The following is a 19,503-nucleotide window of genomic DNA, read 5'->3' as shown; positions in this document are numbered from 1 at the left end:
GTAGCGGTGGGGCCGCCCACTCGGCGGCAGCGCGGAGCGTCGGGGCCCGGCCTCGCAAGGCCGGGGTGTGTCGGGTGGGCGGGTGGGAGAGAGGGCCCGGCGCGGTAGCGCCGGGGCTGTTGGCCGGGCCGGTCTCAGGCCCGGGCTGCGATGCGAGCCCGACGGGCCGCAAGCCGCTCGTCGAAGCGCCGCGCCTCCCCGTCGAGCCCGTCGAGGAAGAGCCCGAGCTCCTCCTGGGCCTGGATACCCTCCGGGCCGAGCCCGGAGATGCTCATGACCTTGAGGAAGCGGAGCACGGGCTGGAGCACGTCGTCGTGGTGGATGCGCAGGTTGTACACCCCGCCGATGGCCATCTTCGCGGCGGCCCGCTCGAAGCCGGGGATGCCGTGCCCGGGCATGCGGAAGCCGACGACGACGTCGCGTACGGCCATCATCGTGGCGTCCGGCGCGAGCTCGAAGGCGGACTTCAGGAGGTTGCGGTAGAAGACCATGTGCAGGTTCTCGTCGGTGGCGATGCGCGCCAGCATCCGGTCGCAGACCGGGTCGCCGGACTGGTGTCCGGTGTTCCGGTGGGAGATGCGGGTGGCCAGCTCCTGGAAGGCGACGTACGCGACCGAGTGAAGCATCGAGTGCCGGTTGTCCGACTCGAACCCCTCGCTCATGTGTGCCATCCGGAATCGCTCCAGCTGGTCCGGGTCCACCGCGCGGGAGGCGAGGAGGTAGTCCCGCATCACGATGCCGTGGCGGCCCTCCTCGGCCGTCCAGCGGTGCACCCACGTGCCCCAGGCCCCGTCCCGTCCGAAGAGCGTGGCGATCTCGTGGTGGTAGCTCGGGAGGTTGTCCTCGGTGAGGAGGTTGACGACGAGGGCGATGCGGCCGACGTCGGTGACGGGCGACTGTCCGAGCTCCCAGGCCTCGCCGTCCTCGAACTGGCCGGGGAAGTTCCGCGCGTCCGAGAACGGCACGTACTCGTGCGGCATCCAGTCCTTGGCGACCTTCAGATGCCGGTTGAGCTCCTGCTCGACCACTTCCTCCAGCGCGTACAGCAACCGGGCGTCGGTCCAGGTGTCCGGGCTGCCGAGGTGCGGGGAGGTGAGCGTCACGGGGTCTCCAGGGAGGGGGTGGGGACGGAGGGGGGTGCGGCACGGGGTGCCGCGAGCGGGGTTACCTACGGCATCGTAGGTTACGTTCCCGTAGGTTAAACCCGTCGTAAAGAGTGACGGTGGTCTCAGCGCACCGCCAGGCGCCGTGCGACGGCCGCGCTGAGGACGCGTACCCCCCGCGTCGAGCCGGGGGCGAGGCCGGTGAGCTCCCGTACCCGGCGCAGTCGGTAGTCGAGGGTGCGGGGGTGGACGTTGAGGGCGGCCGCCGCCGCGCCCCGGTCCATGTCGTAGCGGTAGTACGCGTCGAGGGTGACGACGAGGTCGGGTCCGGGTTCGAGGTGCCGGGCCACTGTAGCGAGCCAGGAGTCGACGAACGGCACGTCGGCGACGGCCAGTTCGACGAACGCGTCCGCCGTGGTGAGCGGCCGCAGCCGGGCGGGCGCCCGCCGCAGGGGGGTCACCCGGCTGATCCGCCGGGCCCGGTTCAGGGCGCAGGCGAGCTCCGTGAGCGGCGCGCTCGCGGTGCCCGCGGCGCAGGGGCGGTCGAGGGCGCCCGCGAAGTCCCGTACGAGGTCGAGGGCGAGGTCGGGCACGGGATCCAGGCCGAGGTCGGACGCGGAGTCGGCGGCGGGCTCCGCCGGGGGGCCGGGCTCGCGGGCGGTCGCGGGGGAGGCCGCGGCGGCGGGCGTCCGGCCGCTGGTGGACGCGGACGCGTGATCGGTCACGTCGCGTGATCGCGGCCTCGTCGCGACGTCGGGCACGAGGGCGATCAGCTCCCCGCCCCCGTCTCCCGTCGGGCACCAGACCATCGGCACCCGGTGGGTCTTCATGAGCGCCTCGATCTCGCGCTCCGGGCCGCCGCGGCCGTCGTGGCCGCTGCTCCCGTCCGGTATCCGGACCACCGTCACCGCGCAGTGCTCGGGCAGCTCCATGCCCACGGCCGGGGCGAGTTCCGCCGCCAGCGGGTCCTGGGTGAGCAGCGACTTGGCGAGCAGGGCGACCTGTTCGACGTACGGAAGGCGGCGGCGCAGCGCGGTCACGAAGCCCTGGCAGTAGGCGCTGATGCCGCGCTCGCCCTGCGGGGCGAACCAGCCCATCATGCGCAGGAGTTCCTCGGCGTCGCCGCCGCGCTTGGCGTCGACCGCCTCGTGGATCTCGCGCAGCATCAGCGCCGTGTGCAGGCACAGGACCCGCTGGCGTGACTCCAGGGACATGCCCGAGCCGCCCCGCACCTCGCCCATGGCGGAGACGAAGGCGAGGTCGTCGGGGGTCAGCGGGCTGTTGTCGGGCGACAGTTCGAGCGTGCGGCGGCGCAGCCACACCGCGTACTCCATCGTCTCGGCCCGGGCCCTGGCGTCGGCGTCCAGGGAGGCGAACTCCGGGATCTCGCGCGCGTACGCCTCGACCTCCCGGCGCGCGCTGTTCGCCGCCCGCCGGGCCAGCTCGGCGAAGAGGCTCCCCATGGCCGCGAGCATCCCACCGCGCGCGAGCGGCCCGACAGGGGGAATCCGGTCGGCGTTCACACCTCTCACACATTCCGGCCGGGCGGGCGGGCGGCTGTTTGTCACCCCGCGCAAAGTTCCGCGAACGGGGCGCCCTTGTCCCTGCAAGCGCTTGTCGGCCCCCGGTGACCTGGGCTTAATGGGAACCCTGCACCCGCCCGTGGGGGGAACACCGTGGCGATCGGGACAACCCGCATGTGCCCTATGACGTATTCAAGGAGCAACGGGAGGGAACCACCGATGAAGATTCGAAGCAGAACGCGCAGCAGGAGAAAATTCGCGGCGGCGGTCGCGCTCCTCACCGCGTCGACAGTGCTCGTGATGGGCGCGCCCGGCACCGGCTCGGCGGCGCCCGCCGCCACCCCGAGCCTGCAGGCGTACGGGATCAGTAGCGACGGCCTCTCGATGGCCGCGTTCAAGACCGACACCCCGACGCGACTGGACTGGGTGCGGGATATCACCGGCCTCAAGGGCGACCAGAAGGTGGTCGGCATCGACTTCCGGGTCCAGGACGGCCAGTTGTACGGGGTCGGCGACAAGGGCGGGATCTACACGTTCAAGTGGCCGCCCCAGGTCCCGGAGCCGACCGCCACCAAGGTCTCCCAGCTCCAGTTCGACCTGCTCGGCACCAACTTCGGCGTCGACTTCAACCCGGCGGCCGACCGGCTCCGGGTGATCAGTGACAACGGCCAGAACCTGCGGCACAACCTGAACGACCACACCACGGTCGAGGACGGCGTCCTTACCACCCCGCCCATCCCCGGGTGGACGCGGGGCGTCAGCGCGGTCGCGTACACGAACAACGACCTGAACGGGACCACCGGCACCCTCCTGTTCGACATCGACACCAAGACGGACCAGCTGCTCGTCCAGGCCCCGGCCAACAACGGCACCCTGTCGCCGATCGGCTCCCTGGGCGTCGACGCGGGCCCCAACGCGGGCCTCGACATCTACAGCACGCTCTCGGGCGGCAAGACGGTCTCGAACGCGGGCTTCGCCATCCTGGGTCCGCCGTCCGGCACGGTGAAATCCAGCCTCTACAACGTCAACCTGTTCACCGGCGAGACCGAACTCATCGGCCGGTTCCCCGCCGTGGACATCACGGACCTGGCCATCTCCCTCACCGGCAAGTGAGCCCACGCCGCGGCCCGGTCACCGCCGGGCCGCGGTGAAGGCCTAAGCGGCCACCGATCGCCGCAGGTGTTCCGCCGTGAACGAGCCCTCGGCGGCGAGCAGTTCGCGCGGTGTTCCCTCGAAGACGACGCGGCCGCCGTGCTTGCCGCCGTCCGGGCCGAGGTCGATGACCCAGTCGGCGTGCTTGACGACGTCCAGGTTGTGCTCGACGACGAGGACGGTGTTACCGGCGTCGACGAGCCGGTCGAGCAGGGCGAGGAGTCCGTCGACGTCCGCCATGTGCAGCCCGGTCGTCGGCTCGTCCAGGACGTACGTCGTCCCGGTCCTGTGCAGCTGGGTGGCCAGCTTGATGCGCTGGCGCTCGCCGCCGGAGAGGGTGCTCAGCGGCTGCCCGAGGGTGAGGTAGGTGAGTCCGACGTCCCGCAGGGCGCCGAGGCGGCGGCGCACCGCCGGGTCCGGGAAGTCCCCCAGGAAGGCGAGGGCCTGCTCGGCGGTCATGTCCAGGACGTCCACGACCGAGCGGCCGCCCACGGTGAGCCGGAGCACCTCCTGCTTGAACCGGCGTCCGTCGCACTCCTCGCAGGTCGTCGTCACCGGGTCCATGAAGGCCAGGTCGCTGTAGATGATCCCGCGGCCCTGGCAACGCTCGCACGCGCCACTGGAGTTGAAGCTGAACAGGCCGGCCTCCGCCCCCGTGTGCCGGGCGAACAGGGTCCGTACGCGGTCCATGATCCCCAGATAGGTCGCGGGGGTCGACCGGCCAGAGATGCCGATGGCGGACTGGTCGACGACCACGGCGTCCGGGTGCTGCGCGGTGAACGCCCCGGAGACGAGCGTGCTCTTTCCCGAGCCCGCGACGCCGGTGACCGCGGTGAGCACGCCGGTGGGCACCCGTACGCTCACGTCCTTGAGGTTGTGCAGGTCGGCGCCCTTGATCCAGGCGCCGCCGACGGGCTCGCGCGGGTGCTCCTTGACGCCCGACGCGCGCCGCAGGGAGCGGCCGGTGAGGGTGTCGGCGGCGCGCAGTCCGTCCGGGGTGCCCTCGAAGACGACCAGGCCGCCGTGGCTGCCCGCGGCCGGGCCCATGTCGACGACGTGGTCGGCGACCGCGATGACGTCCGGGTCGTGCTCGACGACGAGGACGGTGTTGCCCTTGTCGCGCAGGCGCAGCAGCAGGTCGCCCAGGCGCCCGACGTCCCGCGGGTGCAGGCCGACGCTCGGCTCGTCGAAGATGTACGTCATCCCGGTGAGGCTGGAGCCCAGGTGCCGGACCATCTTCAGGCGCTGGCCCTCGCCGCCGGAGAGCGTGGAGGTCTCGCGGTCGAGGCTGAGGTAGCCGAGGCCGATCGCCTCGACGCGTTCGAGCGCGGCGACGGCGGCCCGCGCGACGGGGCCCGCGACCGGGTCGTCGACGCGGCCGAGCTCCACGATGAGGTCGGTGACCTCCATGCGGGCGCAGTCGGCGATGTTCAGGCCGTTGATCCGGCTGGCCAGCGCCGCCGGGTTGAGCCGCGCGCCCGCGCAGGCGGGGCAGCGGCCCTCGATGAGGAAGCCCTGCACCAGGTCGCGGGTCTTCTGGGAGAGCGCCGACAGGTCGCGGTGCAGGTAGAGGCGCTCGAACCGGTCGGCGAGGCCCTCGAAGTCGATGTCGCGGGCGCCGCCGGTGTTGCCCACGTTGACCTTCCCGCTGTGGGGGTGCCCGCGCAGCAGGAAGCGCCGCTCCTCGGCGGTGAAGTCGCACAGCGGCTTGTGCGGGTCGAGGTCGGGGGTGTTGGTGTACGTCTGGCCCTGCCAGGTCCCGACGGCGAACGGCGGGAACAGGACCGCGCCGTCCGCGAGGGACTTGGCGGGGTCCAGGATGCGGTCGTAGTCGGGCCGCACGGTGCGGCCGAGCCCGGCGCACTCGGGGCACATGCCGCTCGGGTCGTTGAAGGAGTAGGCGGTGGCCGGGCCCGCGCTCGGCGTGCCGTGCCGCGAGAACAGGACCCGGATCACCGAGTAGATGTCCGTCATCGTGCCGACGGTGGACCGGGAGTGGCCGCCGATCGGCTTCTGGTCGACGACGATCGCGGGCGCCAGGTCCTCGATGGCGTCCGCGTGCGGCCGCTCGTACTTCGGCAGGCGGTTGCGGACGAACCAGGTGAAGGTCTCGTTGAGCTGGCGCTGCGACTCGACGGCGATGGTGTCGAAGACGACCGACGACTTCCCCGAGCCGGAGACGCCGGTGAAGACGGTGAGCCTGCCCTTGGGGACGCGCAGGCTCACCTCCCTCAGATTGTTCTCGCGGGCTCCGGTGATGGTGATGTGGTCATGGGCGGTTGCTTCGTACATGCCTCCGAAGCTATTCGGGATACCCGACAACCTCTGTCGGGATTTCCGGGCGGTCCTTCGTGAGCTGCGGGCGGTCTCCCGCGAGCTCGCTGAGCCCGCCGTCGAGCAGCAGCCAGCGCGTGATGCCGATGGACTCCAGGAACGGCAGGTCGTGGCTGGCCACGATCAGCGCCCCCTCGTACGACTCCAGGGCCGACGACAGCTGCCGCACGCTCGCCATGTCGAGGTTGTTCGTCGGCTCGTCGAGCAGGAGCAGCTGGGGTGCGGGCTCGGCCAGCATGAGCGCCGCGAGCGCCGCCCGGAACCGCTCGCCGCCCGACAGGGTGGCGGCCCGCTGGTCGGCCTTGGCGCCCCGGAACAGGAAGCGGGCCAGGCGGGCCCGGACGCGGTTGTTGGTCGCGTCCGGGGCCTGCCGCGCCACGTTCTCGGCGACGGTCAGCTCGTCGTCGAGGACGTCGAGGCGCTGCGGCAGGAAGCGCATCGGCGCGTGCGTGATCGCCTCGCCGCCGGCCGGTGCGAGGTCGCCGCTGATGGTCCGCAGGAGCGTCGTCTTGCCCGCGCCGTTGCGGCCCACGATCGCGATCCGCTCCGGGCCCCGGATCTCGAACTCGCCCCGTACGGAGGCTCCGTAGCGCAGGGACAGATTGCTCAGGGTGAGCACGGTGCGGCCCGGCGGCACCGCCGTGTGGGGCAGGTCGACGCGGATGTCGTCGTCGTCCCGCACGGCCTCCACCGCGTCGTCGAGACGCTCCTTGGCCTCGGCGAGCTTCTCCTCGTGCAGGATGCGGTGCTTGCCCGCGGACTCCTGGGCGGCCCGCTTGCGGTTGCCCATGACGACCTTCGGCTCCCGCTTCTGGTCCCACATCTTCTGGCCGTACCGCTTGCGCCGGGCCAACTTGACCTGGGCGTCGACCAGTTCGCGCTTCTGCTTGCGCAGATCGGCCTCGGCGACGCGCACCATGCGCTCCGCCGCCTCCTGCTCGACGGCCAGGGCCTCCTCGTACGCGGAGAAGTTGCCCCCGTACCAGGTCACCTCGCCGTCCCGTAGATCGGCGATCTGGTCGACCCGGTCCAGGAGTTCGCGGTCGTGGCTGACCACCACGAGCACGCCGGACCAGGCGTCGACGGCCGCGTACAGGCGGCGCCGGGCGTACAGGTCCAGATTGTTGGTGGGCTCGTCGAGCAGCAGCACGCCGGGCCTGCGAAGGAGCAGGGCGGCCAGGCGCAGGAGCACCGACTCGCCGCCGGACACCTCGCCCGTGGTGCGGTCGAGGCCGATGTGGCCGAGCCCGAGCTGGTCGAGCGTCGCCGCGGCGCGCTCCTCGACGTCCCAGTCGTCGCCGACGGCGGTGAAGTGCTCCTCGCGCGCGTCGCCCGCCTCGATGGCGTGCAGGGCGGCGCGCGTCGCCGCGATGCCGAGGACCTCGTCGACGCGGAGCGCGGTGTCGAGGGTGACGTTCTGCGGCAGGTAGCCGACGTCGTCGGCGGTGCGCACCATGCCATCGGTCGGGGCGAGTTCGCCCGCGACGAGCTTCAGGAGCGTGGACTTGCCCGAGCCGTTGCGGCCGATGAGGCCGGTCCTGCCGGGGCCGAACGCGGCCTGGAGGCCGTCGAAGACGGGGGTGCCGTCGGGCCAGGTGAAGGACAGCGACGTACAGGTGATGGACGGGGTGGGGACAGTAGACATGCGGCCTCGCGGTTGCTCGGTGGCGTGATCAGGGGCAACGCGTGTGAGACACCGCGGGGGGCCGTGCGCGCCGGGCCTGGGAGGCCGGACGCGGAAGGAGGACCCTGTGCCGGGGCGGGACGGCTCGTACGCCGAGGTCGCACGCGACGCACACAGCGAGGGACAGCTGTGTGACGCGGTGTCTCAAGACCTCAGACGAGCAACGTCCTTCTCCAATCGGCGGCAACAGAAGCGAGTACACCGTAGGAAGAGCCCGGAAGACGTGTCAACGCATTTTCTCCCCGCCCCGGTGCGCGAGGGGTGAGTGAGGGGTGCGTGAGAGATGCGCGCGGGGTGCGGGAGGGGGGCGGGAGGGCGCGCCGCCGTCGACGACGATGTCGGATTCCTGCCGGACCGGATGCGGCGCGGACTGGTTGAGTGCTGGGCATGACGCACGTGAACGATCTCGCGACCGCCTTCCGTGACCTGCACGTCCCCGGGTCCCCACTGGTCCTGCCCAACGCCTGGGACGCCGCGAGCGCCCGGCTCGTCGAGACGGCGGGGGCCGCCGCCGTCGCCACCACGAGCGCCGGGCTCGCCTGGGCCCTCGGGGCGGGCGACGGCGACCGGCTCACCCGCGACCAGGCGCTCGGCGCCGTGGCCCGGATCGTGGACACGGTCTCCGTGCCCGTGAGCGCCGACGTCGAGAGCGGCTACGCCGAGGACGCCGCGGGCGTCGCCGACACCGTCCGGGCGGTCCTGGCCGCGGGCGCGGTGGGCGTGAACATCGAGGACGGCCGGTACGCCGGGGGCGAGCCGCTGCGGCCCGTCGCCGAGCAGGCCGAGCGGATCGCGGCCGCGCGCGGTGCCGCCGACGCCGCGGGCGTGCCCCTGTTCGTGAACGCGCGCGTCGACACCTATCTGCGGGGCGCGGGGGAGGACGCGGGGGAACGGCTCGCGCTGACCCTGGAGCGGGCCGCCGCGTTCCTCGGCGCCGGGGCCGACGGCGTCTTCGTGCCCGGCGTGGTCGACCCGGAGACGGTCGGGGCCCTGGTCGCGAAGGTCGACGGGCCGGTCAACGTGATGGCGGGGCCGGGAGCGCCGCCGGTCGCGCGCCTCGCCGCGCTCGGCGTGGCGCGGATCAGCGTCGGCTCGGGCATCGCCCAGGCCGCGCACGCGCTGGTGCGCGGGGCGGCGCGGGAACTGCTCACCGAGGGCACGTACGGATCGCTGGCGGGCGGGCTCGACTTCGGTGAGCTCGACGCGCTGTTCGGCCGCTGACTGCGGGGCGCCGCGCGCCGCGGGGACGCGGCCGCCGCCGGGTGCGGCCGCCGGGTGCGGCCGTGCCTCAGCAGGCGTCGCGCATCAGATCGGCCAGGTCCTGGTCCAGGTCCACGTGCTGGTGCTCCTGGCCGGCCGGTACGAGGGCCGTCGTGCGGTGCAGGAACCGGCGCAGGTCACCGGTGCGGACGTGCACGATGGCGGTGCCCTCGGGGGCGTGGAACTCCAGGACCGTGCGCTCGTAGCCGTACGGCCGCACCCGGACGTCACCGTCGCCCACCGTGCTCTCCACTCCCTGGGTGAGCAGCTCGCGGGCGAACGTCCAGTGCACCTCGACGCCCTCCAGGGTCGCGGGGGCCGGGAAGCTCATGCGCACCGCGAAGGGGTCACGCTGGTCGTAGTGGAGCGTGGCGGGGATGGTGGGCATCCGGGGCGCCGCGGCGACCAGACGGGCCTCGACGGCTTGCTCGATGACAGTGGACAAGGCCTGCTCCCTTGACTCTGGCGACTGGACGACCTCGGTGTGCACGACAGTGGTCGGGCACTTGAATAGACGTTGGAATCGGGAGATCCGTGCATGCGGGGTCCGGTCGGACCGAGTGACCTCTGTCACCGCGACACCGTGAACCGCGGCGCGGTTCCGGCCGTCGGCCTTCCGAGTGCCCTGGTTCGGCCATCTGGACGCCACCGGCGCCGTGGGCTAGCTTCGCCCGCCAAGAGGGGCACGGGGCGGCTGGGACATCCGGACTTCAGGGGGCGTGTGGTGCGTACGGGACGTTTGACGCGGCGCGGAGCGGGCGGCCTGGGCCGCCTGGGCGGTCTGGGGGTGGCGCTCGGCGCGGTGGCGCTGGTGGCGACGTCCCTCGTCACTCCGGGAACGGCCGGTGCGGCTGGCGCGGCCGGTGCGGCTGGCGGGGCCGACGCGGGTGGTGCGGTTGGCGCGGCTGAAGGTTCGGAAGGGGCTGCTGGGGCGTCGGTCCACCGGGGCGGCTCCCCGGCCTGGGACCTCAAGCCCACCGGAACCGACGCCCGCTTCCGTGGCCTCGCCGCCGTCAGCCGGAGCACCGCCTGGGCGGCCGGGTCCAAGGGCACCGTCCTGCGCACCGCGGACGGCGGCGCCCACTGGCGGGACGTGTCGCCGCCCGGCGCGGTGGGCCTGGAGTTCCGCGACGTCGAGGCGTTCGACGGGCGCCGGGCCGTGGCGCTCGCGATCGGCGAGGGCGAGGCCTCGCGGGTCTACCGCACCGCCGACGGCGGCAAGACCTGGACGGAGGCCTTCCGCAACACGGAGCCCAAGGCCTTCTACGACTGCATGACCTTCTTCGACCGCCGCCACGGCCTCGCCGTGAGCGACCCGGTGGACGGCAAGTACCGCATCCTGTCCACCGGGGACGGCGGCCGCTCCTGGAAGGTCCTTCCGGACAAGGGCATGCCCGCCGCCCAGGCCGGCGAGAGCGCCTTCGCCGCGAGCGGCCAGTGCGTGGTGAGCGCGGGCCCGCGCGACGTGTGGCTGGCCACCGGCGGCGCCGCCCGCGGCCGGGTCCTGCACTCGGCCGACCGGGGTCTGACCTGGACGGCCACCGACGCGCCGATCCCCGCGGGGGACCCGGCGCGCGGGGTCTTCGGCCTCGCCTTCCGCGACCGTACGCACGGGCTCGCCGTCGGCGGCGACTACCGCGCCGGGGAGGCGTCGCCCCGGGCCGCCGCCGTGACCCGCGACGGCGGGCGCACCTGGCGGCCGTCCGCACGCCCCGTGCCCGCCTACCGCTCGGGCGTCACCTGGCTTCCGCACAGCCGCACCACGGCCCTCGCCGTCGGACCCACCGGCACCGACGTCACGACGGACGCGGGGCGCTCCTGGCGCACCGTCGACGGCGGCTCCTACGACACCGTGGACTGCGCCCCCGACCTCGGCTGCTGGGCGGCGGGCGAGAAGGGCCGCGTGGCACGCCTCGAACGGCGCTAGGCGGGCAGCTGCTGCCGGTAGGCGGACAGCGCGGGGGCCGTCTTCGTGGCGAGGAACTCGGTGATCCGGTACTCGCACACCCCGCCGGTGACGAAGGGGTCGAGGGCCGCGATCCTCTCGATGTCGGCGCGGCTGTCCCCGACGGCGAGGATCACCCCGCCGTCGCGGGGGTTCTTCCGCCCCGAGGCGAGGAACACCCCGGCGGCGTACTGCTCGTCGAGCCACGCGACGTGCTCGGCGAGCAGCGCGTCGACACGGTCGACCGGGGCGGTGTAGGTGAGCTCCATGACAAACATGATCGCGAGGCTATCGCGGGGCGCGGCGACGGACGGACCTGGTCGCCGGACACGTGGAATCCGTCGAGCGCGGCACGGAAGTGCGCCTCGGCGTCCGTGAGGTTCCCCGCGGTGCCCAGGTTGTTCCGGCAGCGGGCGATCTGCCACACGTCCGCCGCGGACCGGCGCAGCTCGACGGGGCCGAGGACGCTAATGCCCAAGTCCACCCGTGCCTCCGGGTGTTCCGCAGGTCGGCTCTCGCTCGGGTAGGGCGTTGAAGAATCGCACGCGGTCGATATCGTTCACACAGGGAGGGGCGCGACTTCTTTTATTGGCTTGATTTGCTTAGTCGTTCGGATTGCTTAGTTATTCGATCAGATGCGGGCGGGTACAACGCTGGAACGGTAACGCCCACGGCCACGGTGAAGCGGGGAAAGGGCGGCGGATTGGAGCAGGTGACGGCCGTCGCGCTGATGGCCGCCCTGTCGCGGGCCGCCGCCCTGCCGCACCACCGCGACGCCCTGCGCGCGCTCGCCCGGACGTCGTACGCTCCGCCGCCGAGGCCCTGGCGGTGAGCGAGCACCAGGCCGAAGTCGCCGCGCAGCGCGCGCCAGGGCAGGACCGGTGCGCCGAGCGCCTTGAGGGAGCGGCAGCAGGACGCGCCGCGCCCGCCCCGGCGTGCTGCAAGGTTTCGGCAAGGCGCGGGCTGCCCGGCTGCAAAAGCGTCCTCGTCGTCGTGCACACCGAGGTGTACGGGCAGTGGTACGGACGGCGGCCGCACGGCATACGGTGAGGTGTCGCGGCGGCAAAGGAGCCTTGTGGAGGACGAGTTGGGCAGCCAAGAGGCGGGCGGCGGGGGCAACGACCTGTCAGGGACTGTGCACGGCCACAGCGTTCAGGCCGGGCACGTCGCGGGCGACGTGACGCTCAACGTGCTGCCGCCCCCGGCGCACCAGTACGTCACGCCGTACGAAGTGCCCCCTCTCAGTGCCGGGTTCTTCAATCAGGTCGACGTCCTCGCGCGCCTCGACGCCCTCGCGGCGCCCGGCCACGGCGCTCCCGTGGGCGTCGCGGTGCTCCAGGGGCTGCCCGGCGTCGGCACCACGGCGGTGATCAGACGCTGGGCGGAGCTGAAGCGCGCCTGGTTCCGGGGCGGGCAGCTCTACCACGACTTCGCCGCCCTGAGGGACCGGCGGGAGGGCGCGGACGTCTCCGAGGCCGCCGGGCAGTTCCTGCGGTCCCTCGGCGTCGAGGAGCCCCTGATCCCCGACTCCCTCCAGGAGCGCGCCGCCCGCTTCCGGTCCCGCACGGCCGAGCAGCCCCTGCTCGTGGTCCTGGAGAACGTCAGCCGCGCCGCGCAGGTGCGCGCCCTGCTGCCCCGCGGGCCCGGCAGCGTCGTCCTCGTCACCTTCGGCGGGGACAGCGGCGAGCTGGGCGAACTGTCCGTCGACGCCCAGCTGGTGTACGTCGACCCGCTGGACCGGGCCAGCGCGCTGCGGCTGCTCGCGGACCGGTGCGCGCACGCCGTGGCGGCCGACCCGGCGGCCGCGGCCCGCGTCGTCGAGCTGTGCGGGCAGCTGCCGCTGGCCCTCGACATCGTGGCCGGGCGGCTGCGGACGGCCCGCAGCCTCACCCTGGCCCGCCTCGCCGACGAACTCGCCGACGCCACCCACCGCCTGTCCGGTCTGTCCGTGGGCAGGAGCCGTTCCATGACCGCTGCTCTCGACCTCGCCTACGGCGCGCTGCCGCCCGCGACGGCCCGGCTCTACCGGCTCATCGGCTCCCTGCCCCTCACCGCCCTCGACGAGTCGGCCGTCGCCGCGGCCGCCGGGGTGGACCTCGCACAGGCCCGCGCCCAGCTGCGCGAACTGGAGGCGCTGAGCCTCCTGGAAGCCACCGCGGACGGCCGCCACCGCGTCCACGACCTCGTCCGGCTGCACGCCGGCGAGCGCGCGGAGCGCGAGGACCCGCCCGCGAGCGGACAGGCCGCGCTCGCCCGCGTCCTGGACCACTACCTGCGGCTCACCGCCCTCGCCGACCGCGCCGTCCGGCGGGACCGGCTGCGCGTCGCCGATCTCACCGACGTGCTGCGCGCCGTCCCCGACCCGTTCGCGGCCCCCGGCGGCCCCGCCCCGCTGGCCTGGCTCGAAGCCGAGTACCCCAATGTGCTCGGCGTGCTGCGCGCCGCCGCCCGCGAACCCGGACTCCAGGTGCCCGTCTGGCAGACGGCGGAGGCGCTCACCGTCCTGTTCCTGCACCACCGGCACCTCGGGCCCTGGCTGGAGTCGCTCGCGCTCGGGGCCGCCGCGGCCGCCGCGGCCGTCGACCCCGCGGCCGAGGCCCGGCTGCGCAGCCTGCGCTCACGCCCCCTGCTCGACCTCGGCGAACACGCGGAGGCCCGCGCCGAGCTGGACGCGGCCGTCGCCTGCGCCGAGGTCTCGGGCCACACCGTCCTGCGCGCGTCCGTCCAGGAGTTCCTCGGCCGCTGCCTCGAACACCACGACCTGGACGCGGCCATGACCGCCTACCGCGCCTCCCTCGCGCTCAACACGGCGGCGGGGGAGGAGCGCGGCGCCGCCATCGCCGCGTACTTCCTCGGCCGCGCCGAGGACACGGCCGGGCGGCCGCGCGCGGCCCTCGCCACCCTCCGCGACGCGCACTCCCGTCTGACGGCCCGCGCCGACCACCGCATGGCCGCCCGCGCCACCCTCGCCATCGGTCTCGCCCACGACCACCTGGGCGAGACCGACGACGCCGTACGCGCCCTCACCGCCGCGGCCCAGGCCCTGCACGCCACGGAGGCGTACAGCTACGAGGCCGACGCACGCGCTGCCCTGGCCGACGTCCTCAGCCGCACCGGGAGCGACCCGGACGCCGCCCGTCCCCTGCTGGCCAGGGCGCTGGAGGTCTACGAGGCCTACGGCAGTCCCCGCGCGGACGCCGTGCGCGCGCGGCTCGCGGAGCTCGACTCAGCCTGAGGCGCGCCGTACCGTCACCTGCCGCTCGGGCAGGGAGCCCAGGCGCAGCGTCACCGCCGCCTCCAGCGGAAGCCCGGCCCGCAGGCACGTGTAGACGACGGCCGCCGCGAGGCCGGGCGCGGTGACCTCGCATCCGGTCGCCAGGACCGACCGGCCGTCCCGCAGGGCGATCAGGACGTCGTCGCCGTCCGCCACGGCCGACGCGGCCAGCAGCGCACCGGGGAAGCGGCACAGCACGTCCTCGGCCCACCGCCGCGCCGCCGCGGCCGACGTCGCGGGGCACGTGGCGGTGAGGACCGACGCGCTCTCCGTGAGACGGCGGTCCCGTTCGGCCTCGTCACAGGCGAGATGGGTGTACGTACGCGCGGTGTCGCCGTCCGCGCGGGACACGGCCGCGGGCGTGCGCCGCACGTCGACGACCGGACCGGAGCCCGGCAGGGCGCCGTCCGTGAGGGACGTGGTCACCGCCCAGGACGTGACGTCCCGCGACTCGGCCCGAGGGGGCGGCAGGACCAGCGCGGACGGCGGGTCACCTGCGGGTTCGGGCAGGCCGAGCAGCCGGTAGAGGGCGGCGCGGAGACGGGGCAGCGCGCGGCCGGGTTCGGCGAACGCCAGGCGCGCGACCTCCGCCGACACCGACGCCGTCGACGGCTCGCGCAGGGCCGCCGCGAGCTGCGCGCGCAGGTCGCCGTCGAGGTCAAGCCGGGGCGCGGTGCGGGCGAGGTGGGCCACGGCCGTGCCGGGCACCGCGTCGCTGCCGTACGCGCCGAGCAGCACGGGTTTGCCGAGGGCCGCCCCGTACAGGGTCACCGAACCGTGGTCGCCGACCACGGCGTCCGCGGCGACGAGCGCGGACCGCCAGGCGTGCACCGGCGGCACAAGGAGCAGCCCGGCGTCGAGCGCGGCGGCCTGCACCGTGCGGATCTGCCAGGGTCCGTGCGCGGACCACACGTTGGGGTGCAGGACCGCGGCCACCCGGTACTCGTCGCAGGGCAGCGCGGCGAGCAGCCGCGCGGGCAGCTCCGGCGCGCGCCCGAGCAGGGACGTCGGCCCCCAGGTGGAGCTGACGAGGACGAGCCGCTGCCCGGCGGCCACGCCGAGGGCGGCCTTGTAGGCGTCGGCGTGCCCCCGGCTCGCAAGCAGCTCGTCGAAGCAGGGGTCGCCGACGGGCAGAGTGTGCCCGGCCGCCTTGGGGTGCGCGGCGAGCAACTGCCGCTCCTGGTCGGGGTGCGAGGTGGCGAGCCAGGCACGGCCGGTGTCCAGGAGCGCGTCCGGCACGGCTCCGGAGAGCCTGCTGCGCGAGGTGCGGGAGTCGGGGACCAGCTTCTGGAAGCCGACGCCGTGCGGCAGGACGAGGACGGGGTAGTCGCCGTCCGGCACGTCGATGTTCTCGCTCGCGGAGAGCACGAGGTCCGGTGCGATGTCACCGAGCCGGTCCCAGGGCAGGACCCGGCAGCCGGCGTCGTGCAGCACGTCCGTGACGCCTTCGCTGAACGCCGACGTCGGGTCGTGGGCGAAGACGACGGTCACCCGGGCGTCGCCGCGCAGCAGCGCGGGCAGGCATTCGAGGATCCGCACCGTCGAGGTGACCGTGCGCGCCGCCACGACCAGGGTTCTGCTGCCCCGGAACGTCGACCAGCGCCAGGCGTCGTCCCCCACCAGGGCCCGCAGCGGCTCCGGGCTACCGCCCACGCGGGCCTCCGGCTATGCCCTCCGGGCCACCCGGTACCAGGTCCCAGGTCCCAGCGCCCAGCGCCCGGTTCGCGGTTCGCGGTTCGCGGTTCGCGGTTCGCGGTTCGCGGTTCGCGGTTCGCGGTTCGCGGTTCGCGGTTCGCGGTTCGCGGTATGGTCGCGCGCTACCAGACATCACGACCTGTGCCAACCCTTCCCGGCCCGTGCGCGATGGGCCCGCCCTGGACGACGGAGACCCGAGAACCGTACCGGAGCCCGTTGTGCCGGAGGCCCTAGGCTGAGATGACCATGAACACGACCACCGTGACGATCCCGCCCCTGCCCGTCGACTGGCCCGTGGACGAGGCGGCGGCCCGTGCCGTACAGGACGCCCTGCGCACCCGCGTGGTGCGCGACGAGCCGGGCCCGCCGCCCGGGACGGGCCACGTCACGGGTGTGGACGTGGCGTACGACGACGAACGGGACGTGGTGGCCGCCGCGGTCGTGGTCCTGGACGCGGCGAGCCTCGCCGTCGTCGAGGAGGCGACGGCGGTGGGCACCGTCGCGTTCCCTTACGTGCCGGGTCTGTTGGCCTTCCGGGAGCTGCCCGCGGTGCTCGCCGCCCTGGACGCGCTCACCGCCGACCCGGGCCTGGTCGTCTGCGACGGCTACGGAATCGCCCATCCGCGCCGCTTCGGCCTCGCGAGCCACCTCGGCGTGGTCACCGGTCACCCCACCATCGGCGTCGCCAAGAACCCCTTCACCTTCTCCCACGAGGCGCCGGGCGCCGGGCGCGGCAGCGCGGCGCCGCTGCTCGACGGCACGGAGGAGGTCGGCGTCGCGCTGCGCACGCGGGACGGCGTGAAGCCGGTGTTCGTGTCGGTCGGCCACCGCGTGGACCTCGCCCGTGCGGCGGCCCACACCCTGCACCTCACCCCGCGCTACCGGCTGCCGGAGACCACCCGCAGGGCCGACGCCCTGTGCCGCGCGGCCCTGCGCGAGGCGACGGCCTGAAGCGGCCCGGACCGGACAGCCGTCGCGCGCGTCACCGCACCGCGGCCACCCGGAACCCGATGCCCGCCGCCGTGAGCCGCTCGATGAGCGGTTCGGCCATCGCGATGGCCGTCGTCACCTGGCCCGAGGTCTCGGGCAGGTCGTCGAGCGCGAGGCACAGCGCCGCCTCCGCGAAGATCTTCGAGGTCTCGCCGTACCCGGGGTCGCCGCCGGACACCTCGGTGAACACCCGCTGCCCGCCGCCGGCGCCGACGTACCGCAGGGAGAACCAGCTCGCCGCCCGGCGCGCCGCGTCCGGCCCCTCGCCCGGCTTGACCAGGCCGGAGAGCCAGCGCCGCGCCGGGGGGACCTGCGCGGCGGCGAGGACCGTGCCGACCGCCGCGACGCCGCCCACGGCCACCGGGAGCGACTTGACGGCGGCGTAGTGCCGGTAGCGGAAGTCCGGCCCGTAGCGCGGCAGGGCGCGCGCGGAGTGCTGCACGACCTGCGGGTCGATCGTCGGCAGCGGCAGCGCCCACGCGCCGACCTCGGCGGCGTACCGGGGCGGGCCCGGCGGCGCGTACGCGGTGCGGCCCACCAGGCGCGGCTCGTGCCGCCGCCGCTCGCGGGCGGCGGCCACCAGCTGGCGCCCGCGCGCGAACTGCTGCAGTGCGGAGGCGAACGTACCGCCGGAGAAGCGCGCGTGGGTGCGGACGAATCCGTCGACGCGCAGCGGCACGTCCTCGGGCAGCCGCTGCACCGTGTAGTACACACCGAGGTCGTGCGGGACCGAGTCGAAGCCACAGGCGTGCAGCAGGCGCGCGCCGGTCTCCCGTGCGCGGGCGTCGTGCCGCACGTACATCTGGTCCACGAACTCCGGCTCGCCGGAAAGGTCCAGATAGTCCGTGCCCGCGTCCGCGCAGGCGGCCACCAGGTCCTGGCCGTACGTGAGGTACGGGCCGACGGTGGTGGCCACCACGCGCGCGTGGGCGGCCAGTTCGCGCAGCGACCCGGGGTCGCCCGCGTCCGCGTGCAGCACGGGCAGCTCCGCGCACGCGGGGTGCGCGTCGGCGAGGCGTTCCCGCAGCCGCTCCAGCTTCGCGGTGTCGCGCCCGGCGATCGCCCAGCGCAGCCCGGCGGGGGCGTGCGCGGCGAGGTACTCGGCGGTGAGCACCCCCACGAAACTGGTCGCTCCGAAGAGCGCGATGTCGTAAGGACGGTCCTTGTCGTGACTGGTCATGGCACCTCTCTGCCGTGTCCCGCGCCGGTGTCGGGGGCTGAGGCTAGCGCGCCCCGGCGCCGGGCGGCGGCCCGCCGCAGGGCGCCCGGCCCCGGTCACCGGGCTAAGCGCTTGCTCGTTCGGGGTCGTCAAGGGCTTGTGCCCAGTGGAACACGTTCTTAGCATCACTGGTGTTACATCGGTTGTGTCATAGCGGCGGCAGAGCTCTGGGGGCTCAATGGCAGTGCCGGACAACGGCGTTCACGGACCGCTCGACGGCGTGCGCGTGGTGGAGTTGGCGGGCATCGGCCCCGGCCCGTTCGCCGCCATGCTCCTGGCCGACCTGGGCGCGGACGTCGTACGCGTCGACCGGCCCGGCGGCGCCGGGCTCGCCGTCGACCCCGCGTACGACCTCACCAACCGCAACAAGCGCAGCGTCCTGATCGACCTGAAGGCCCCGGGCGGCGCGGAGCGCGTGCTCGACCTCGTCGCGCGCGCGGACGTGCTCATCGAGGGCTACCGCCCCGGCGTCGCCGAGCGCCTCGGGGTCGGCCCCGACGACTGCCGCGCCCGCAACCCCAGGCTCGTCTACGGCCGCATGACCGGCTGGGGGCAGCAGGGCCCGCTCGCCCCGCGCGCCGGGCACGACATCGCGTACATCGCCGTCACCGGCACCCTCGGCATGATCGGCGCCGCGGACGAGCCGCCCACGGTCCCGGCGAACCTCGTCGGGGACTACGCGGGCGGCTCGCTGTACCTCGTCGTCGGCGTCCTCGCCGCGCTGCGGCACGCCCAGGCGCACGGCACCGGGCAGGTCGTGGACGCCGCGATCGTGGACGGCGCCGCGCATCTGGCCACGATGATCCACGGCATGCTCGCGGCGGGCGGCTGGCAGGACCGCAGGGGCGCCAACCTCCTGGACGGCGGCTGCCCGTTCTACGGCACGTACGAGACGGCGGACGGCGGGCACATGGCCGTGGGCGCCCTGGAACAGCGCTTCTACGACGAGTTCGTCGAGCTGATGGGCCTGAAGGACGTCGCGGACGCGCGGGGGGACCTGGCCCGCTGGGGCGAGCTGCGCGAGGCCGTCGCCGCCCGCTTCAAGACGCGTACGCGTGCCGCGTGGACGGCCGTGTTCGAGGACTCGGACGCCTGCGTGGCGCCGGTGCTCTCGCTGCGCGAGGCCCCCGGCCACCCGCACCTGGCGGCCCGCGGCACCTTCACCGACCACGGCGGCCTCACCCAGCCCGCGCCCGCGCCCCGGTTCTCGGCGACGCCCACGGCGGTGCGCTCCGGGCCCGCGCGCCCCGGCGCCGACACCGAGGACGTGGCCCGCGACTGGGACGTACCGGCGCTGCGCGACGCCGCGCCGCGCTCCTGAACA

Annotated in this window: 16 protein-coding genes; 8 read left to right on the top strand and 8 right to left on the bottom strand. The window is 74.2% G+C overall.

Annotated features, from left to right (window positions below; all coding sequences use genetic code 11):
* Positions 1-134: 134 nt before the first annotated feature.
* Both IG74_RS0132730 and IG74_RS0132725 read right to left on the bottom strand, forming a co-directional pair.
* On the bottom strand, positions 135-1,103 hold the full coding sequence (locus IG74_RS0132730) for an acyl-ACP desaturase (RefSeq protein ID WP_030684606.1): 969 nt from the start codon (positions 1,101-1,103) through the stop codon (positions 135-137).
* A gap of 125 nt (positions 1,104-1,228) precedes the next feature.
* On the bottom strand, positions 1,229-2,566 hold the full coding sequence (locus IG74_RS0132725) for a PucR family transcriptional regulator (protein WP_030684605.1): 1,338 nt from the start codon (positions 2,564-2,566) through the stop codon (positions 1,229-1,231).
* Positions 2,567-2,845: 279 nt separating this feature from the next.
* On the opposite strand from IG74_RS0132725, the gene IG74_RS0132720 reads away from it, so the two are divergent.
* Positions 2,846-3,739, top strand: coding sequence for a DUF4394 domain-containing protein (locus IG74_RS0132720; RefSeq protein ID WP_051855808.1), 894 nt, complete (start codon positions 2,846-2,848; stop codon positions 3,737-3,739).
* Positions 3,740-3,781: 42 nt separating this feature from the next.
* Here IG74_RS0132720 and IG74_RS0132715 read toward each other — a convergent pair whose 3' ends face one another.
* Together IG74_RS0132715 and IG74_RS0132710 are read right to left on the bottom strand one after the other, a co-directional pair.
* Positions 3,782-6,070 (bottom strand): ATP-binding cassette domain-containing protein, encoded by a 2,289-nt coding sequence (locus IG74_RS0132715; protein ID WP_030684601.1) that lies wholly within the window; start codon positions 6,068-6,070, stop codon positions 3,782-3,784.
* A gap of 10 nt (positions 6,071-6,080) precedes the next feature.
* Entirely contained in the window at positions 6,081-7,757 is a 1,677-nt protein-coding gene (locus IG74_RS0132710; protein ID WP_078869207.1) for an ABC-F family ATP-binding cassette domain-containing protein, read from the bottom strand.
* 426 nt (positions 7,758-8,183) lie between these two features.
* Here IG74_RS0132710 and IG74_RS0132705 point away from each other — a divergent pair, with 426 nt between their 5' ends.
* A complete protein-coding gene (locus IG74_RS0132705) occupies positions 8,184-9,017 on the top strand; it encodes an isocitrate lyase/PEP mutase family protein (RefSeq protein ID WP_030684599.1) in 834 nt (277 codons plus the stop codon).
* A gap of 67 nt (positions 9,018-9,084) precedes the next feature.
* On the opposite strand, the gene IG74_RS0132700 is transcribed toward IG74_RS0132705, so the two are convergent.
* Positions 9,085-9,501: an SsgA family sporulation/cell division regulator gene (locus IG74_RS0132700; RefSeq protein WP_030684597.1), complete on the bottom strand. Its 417-nt coding sequence runs from the start codon at positions 9,499-9,501 to the stop codon at positions 9,085-9,087.
* Positions 9,502-9,858: 357 nt separating this feature from the next.
* Between IG74_RS0132700 and IG74_RS0132695 the strand changes: the two genes are divergently transcribed.
* A complete protein-coding gene (locus IG74_RS0132695; RefSeq protein ID WP_420709976.1) occupies positions 9,859-10,983 on the top strand; it encodes a WD40/YVTN/BNR-like repeat-containing protein in 1,125 nt (374 codons plus the stop codon).
* On the opposite strand, the gene IG74_RS0132690 is transcribed toward IG74_RS0132695, so the two are convergent.
* Positions 10,980-11,279, bottom strand: a complete 300-nt coding sequence (locus IG74_RS0132690) for a YciI family protein (RefSeq protein ID WP_030684595.1) — start codon at positions 11,277-11,279, stop codon at positions 10,980-10,982. The genes IG74_RS0132695 and IG74_RS0132690 overlap by 4 nt on opposite strands.
* A gap of 425 nt (positions 11,280-11,704) precedes the next feature.
* On the opposite strand from IG74_RS0132690, the gene IG74_RS54260 reads away from it, so the two are divergent.
* From IG74_RS54260 to IG74_RS0132680, 3 genes are read left to right on the top strand one after another with little or no spacing between them, the layout of a single operon-like run.
* Positions 11,705-11,833, top strand: a complete 129-nt coding sequence (locus tag IG74_RS54260) for a hypothetical protein (protein ID WP_267885620.1) — start codon at positions 11,705-11,707, stop codon at positions 11,831-11,833.
* Positions 11,830-12,051, top strand: a complete 222-nt coding sequence (locus tag IG74_RS52325; protein WP_158857858.1) for a hypothetical protein — start codon at positions 11,830-11,832, stop codon at positions 12,049-12,051. Before IG74_RS54260 ends, IG74_RS52325 begins: the two co-directional genes overlap by 4 nt.
* A gap of 25 nt (positions 12,052-12,076) precedes the next feature.
* A complete protein-coding gene (locus IG74_RS0132680) occupies positions 12,077-14,236 on the top strand; it encodes a hypothetical protein (protein ID WP_234334524.1) in 2,160 nt (719 codons plus the stop codon).
* Here the strand turns inward: IG74_RS0132680 and IG74_RS0132675 are convergent.
* Complete coding sequence (locus tag IG74_RS0132675) at positions 14,228-15,928, bottom strand: hypothetical protein (protein ID WP_030684593.1); 1,701 nt, start codon at positions 15,926-15,928, stop codon at positions 14,228-14,230. The two genes, IG74_RS0132680 and IG74_RS0132675, sit on opposite strands and share 9 nt — an antisense overlap.
* 288 nt (positions 15,929-16,216) lie before the next feature.
* Here IG74_RS0132675 and IG74_RS0132670 point away from each other — a divergent pair, with 288 nt between their 5' ends.
* Positions 16,217-16,921, top strand: coding sequence for an endonuclease V (locus IG74_RS0132670; protein ID WP_107059086.1), 705 nt, complete (start codon positions 16,217-16,219; stop codon positions 16,919-16,921).
* 31 nt (positions 16,922-16,952) lie between these two features.
* Here the strand turns inward: IG74_RS0132670 and IG74_RS0132665 are convergent, their stop codons facing one another.
* The gene (locus IG74_RS0132665) at positions 16,953-18,140 is read right to left on the bottom strand and encodes a saccharopine dehydrogenase family protein (protein ID WP_030684590.1); all 1,188 of its coding nucleotides are present in this window, start codon (positions 18,138-18,140) and stop codon (positions 16,953-16,955) included.
* A 217-nt stretch (positions 18,141-18,357) separates the two neighbouring features.
* On the opposite strand from IG74_RS0132665, the gene IG74_RS0132660 reads away from it, so the two are divergent.
* On the top strand, positions 18,358-19,500 hold the full coding sequence (locus IG74_RS0132660; protein ID WP_030684589.1) for a CaiB/BaiF CoA transferase family protein: 1,143 nt from the start codon (positions 18,358-18,360) through the stop codon (positions 19,498-19,500).
* Positions 19,501-19,503 lie beyond the last annotated feature (3 nt).

The organism is Streptomyces sp. NRRL B-1347 (assembly GCF_000720325.1).
Classification (GTDB): Bacteria; Actinomycetota; Actinomycetes; order Streptomycetales; family Streptomycetaceae; genus Streptomyces.
This window is presented reverse-complemented; position numbering and strand designations above follow the sequence as displayed.

Excerpts from the sequence above, each read along its gene's own strand:
- IG74_RS0132725 (WP_030684605.1), bottom strand. The coding sequence starts at position 2,566 with ATGGGGAGCCTCTTCGCCGAGCTGGCCCGGCGGGCGGCGAACAGCGCG.
- IG74_RS0132720 (WP_051855808.1), top strand. The coding sequence starts at position 2,846 with ATGAAGATTCGAAGCAGAACGCGCAGCAGGAGAAAATTCGCGGCGGCG.
- IG74_RS0132715 (WP_030684601.1), bottom strand. The coding sequence starts at position 6,070 with ATGTACGAAGCAACCGCCCATGACCACATCACCATCACCGGAGCCCGC.
- IG74_RS0132710 (WP_078869207.1), bottom strand. The coding sequence starts at position 7,757 with ATGTCTACTGTCCCCACCCCGTCCATCACCTGTACGTCGCTGTCCTTC.
- IG74_RS0132705 (WP_030684599.1), top strand. The coding sequence starts at position 8,184 with ATGACGCACGTGAACGATCTCGCGACCGCCTTCCGTGACCTGCACGTC.
- IG74_RS0132690 (WP_030684595.1), bottom strand. The coding sequence starts at position 11,279 with ATGTTTGTCATGGAGCTCACCTACACCGCCCCGGTCGACCGTGTCGAC.
- IG74_RS0132670 (WP_107059086.1), top strand. The coding sequence starts at position 16,217 with ATGAACACGACCACCGTGACGATCCCGCCCCTGCCCGTCGACTGGCCC.
- IG74_RS0132665 (WP_030684590.1), bottom strand. The coding sequence starts at position 18,140 with ATGACCAGTCACGACAAGGACCGTCCTTACGACATCGCGCTCTTCGGA.
- IG74_RS0132660 (WP_030684589.1), top strand. The coding sequence starts at position 18,358 with ATGGCAGTGCCGGACAACGGCGTTCACGGACCGCTCGACGGCGTGCGC.